3 protein-coding genes are annotated in these 2,353 nt (G+C 37.6%); 2 read left to right on the forward strand and 1 reads right to left on the reverse strand.

Features of this window, described 5'->3' with window-relative positions; genetic code table 11:
* Window positions 1–108: 108 nt before the first annotated feature.
* Window positions 109–456, reverse strand: coding sequence for a carboxymuconolactone decarboxylase family protein (locus ACY65O_RS02170; protein ID WP_462219211.1), 348 nt, complete (start codon window positions 454–456; stop codon window positions 109–111).
* Window positions 457–551: 95 nt separating this feature from the next.
* Between ACY65O_RS02170 and ACY65O_RS02175 the strand changes: the two genes are divergently transcribed.
* Together ACY65O_RS02175 and ACY65O_RS02180 are read left to right on the forward strand one after the other, a co-directional pair.
* Window positions 552–2,015 (forward strand): SLC13 family permease, encoded by a 1,464-nt coding sequence (locus ACY65O_RS02175; RefSeq protein ID WP_462219212.1) that lies wholly within the window; start codon window positions 552–554, stop codon window positions 2,013–2,015.
* Between the two features lie 98 nt (window positions 2,016–2,113).
* A partial coding sequence (locus ACY65O_RS02180; protein WP_462219213.1) for a hypothetical protein occupies window positions 2,114–2,353 on the forward strand: 240 nt, incomplete at its 3' end.

Here is a 2,353-nt window from a genome sequence, read left to right on the forward strand (position 1 = left end):
GTCTTTCGTTAAGGTCAAATTTTCTTTCCATACTATTTTTTTTAGGTTAAAAAATCATCATCCTGCATTTCTGTTTTCCTCCCTTCAACATTCAAAATTCCTTGTTCCTTATTCATTATTCTTTAGTTCTTCCCAGTACTCCGCCGCTCTTCTCGTATGCGGTATTACAATGGTGCCGCCCACAATATTGGCCACGGCAAACACTTCATACATTTGTTCGGTAGTTACTTTTAATTCGTATGCTTTACCCAAATGATATTTTATACAATCATCGCAGCGCAATACCATGCTGGCCACAAGGCCCAGCAATTCTTTGGTGGTTACATCCAGTGCACCGGCGGCATAGGTATTGGTGTCTAAATTCCACAGGCGTTTTATTACCAAATTATCTTTAGCTAAAATAACCTCGTTCATTTTAGTGCGGTAACCGTTAAATTCATTTACTAAATTGCTCATATTTATTTTTTATTGGGTGAAATGCAAATTTAGTTTTAAGCTGGCTTACGATATTGCCCAAACTGTTTTAATTTGGCGATTGTATAAAAAAATCTATGCTTGAATTTTTTAAAAAGTACCGCAAAGAAACTGCACTGATTGCAGGGATATTACTTTGTTTGGTCTCCTTTTTTGTAAATCCTTTTACATTAGCCTTTAAAGCAAACCTGGTTTTATCAGTAGCCGTGCTTATGATTAGCTGGTGGGTTTTAGATGCTATGCCGCTGGCGGTAGTGGCACTGTTACCGTTGGTGCTGTATCCACTGCTCAATATCAATTCCATAAAAGAAACTTCTAAAGGCTATTCCGATTCTATCATTTATCTTTTTATGGGGGGCTTTTTTTTAGGCATGGCCATAGAAAAATGGAATTTGCACAAACGTATTGCTTTGAGCATTATAAAACTTACAGGCACCAACGGCAATAATATTATTTTGGGATTTATTTTAGCAACAGGTTTTTTAAGCATGTGGTTAAGTAATACGGCTACAACTATGATGATGTTTCCTATTGCGGCATCGGTAATTCATGTTATTGGCCAGCATGCCAATCCTGCTGCCAACATTAAAAATTTTTCATTAACACTGATGTTGTCTCTTGCCTATGCCAGTAATTTTGGTGGCATTGCAACCATAATTGGTACGCCGCCCAATGTGGCTTATGTGCGCCACCTTAACGAACATTATAAACACGGCATTGACTTTGTAAAATGGATGCTGCTGTGTATGCCGCTGGCCATTTTATTATTGTTATCGTTGTATTTTGTAATGGTAAAATGGTTGTACCCCAACCACCTCAGCCATAGCATTGACGGTAAAAATTTTATTGATGCCGAGTTAAAAGAAATGGGTAAACTTTCCCGCCAGGAAAAAAGAGTGCTGATCGTTTTTTGCAGCACGGCTTTTTTGTGGATCACAAAAGACATTATTAATTCAACCCAAAAATTGTTTCAGTTAGATGATACCATCATTGCTTTAATAGGTGCCATCAGTTTATTTATTGTACCCAGCGGAAGAAATAAGGACGATCCTGATGAACGATTGCTGGAATGGGGCGATACCAAAAAAATGGCCTGGGGAATTTTATTATTGTTTGGAGGTGGTATTGCCATGGCAAAATCTTTAGAAGAAGCCAAACTTATGGAAAGCCTTGGCCAATACATTGCAGGATTTGCCACCAGTAATATTTTAGTGCTTATTTTTATTGTTACATTAATTTCTGTTTTTTTAAGTGAGGTAATGAGCAATATTGCACAGGTAATTGTGATGGCGCCGGTAATTTCTGCTGTGGCCGATGCACTGCATATTAATCCTTTATTACTGGGCATACCCATGACGCTGGGTGCCAGTTGCGCCAGCATGTTACCGATGGGTACGCCACCCAATGCTATTGTGTTTGCCAGTGGGCACATCAAACTAAACCAAATGATTAAAACAGGTTTTATACTGAATATAATTTGTGTGATACTGATTACTTTATTCAGTTGGCTGCTGTTGCCAATAATAATTCCAAATTTTTAAAGAGACTTTTAAAATTTTTAAAACAAATCTTTCAAAATAATTACACCATTTATTATCTCACTTTCTTTGTAATTTCAATTACTCCAACAAAACTATTTATGAAATATTTTTCTTTTTACAAAATAGCGATTGCACTGATGATGTTGCAATCTTTTCACTCAACTGCACAAAGTTTAGATGCAAAATATTTTAATAGTATGCAATGGCGATGCATTGGCCCACACCGTGGCGGCAGAACGGTGGGTGCTGTCGGCGTACCTTCTCAACCCAATGTATTTTATATTGGTGTAAACAATGGCGGCGTGTGGAAGACCACAGATTTTGGAAGGACCTGGAAC

The sequence above is a fragment of the Ferruginibacter sp. genome (assembly GCF_031430955.1).
Taxonomy (GTDB): Bacteria; Bacteroidota; Bacteroidia; order Chitinophagales; family Chitinophagaceae; genus Ferruginibacter.

Coding starts and splice junctions, on each gene's coding strand:
- ACY65O_RS02175 (WP_462219212.1), top strand. CDS start 552: ATGCTTGAATTTTTTAAAAAGTACCGCAAAGAAACTGCACTGATTGCA.
- ACY65O_RS02170 (WP_462219211.1), bottom strand. CDS start 456: ATGAGCAATTTAGTAAATGAATTTAACGGTTACCGCACTAAAATGAAC.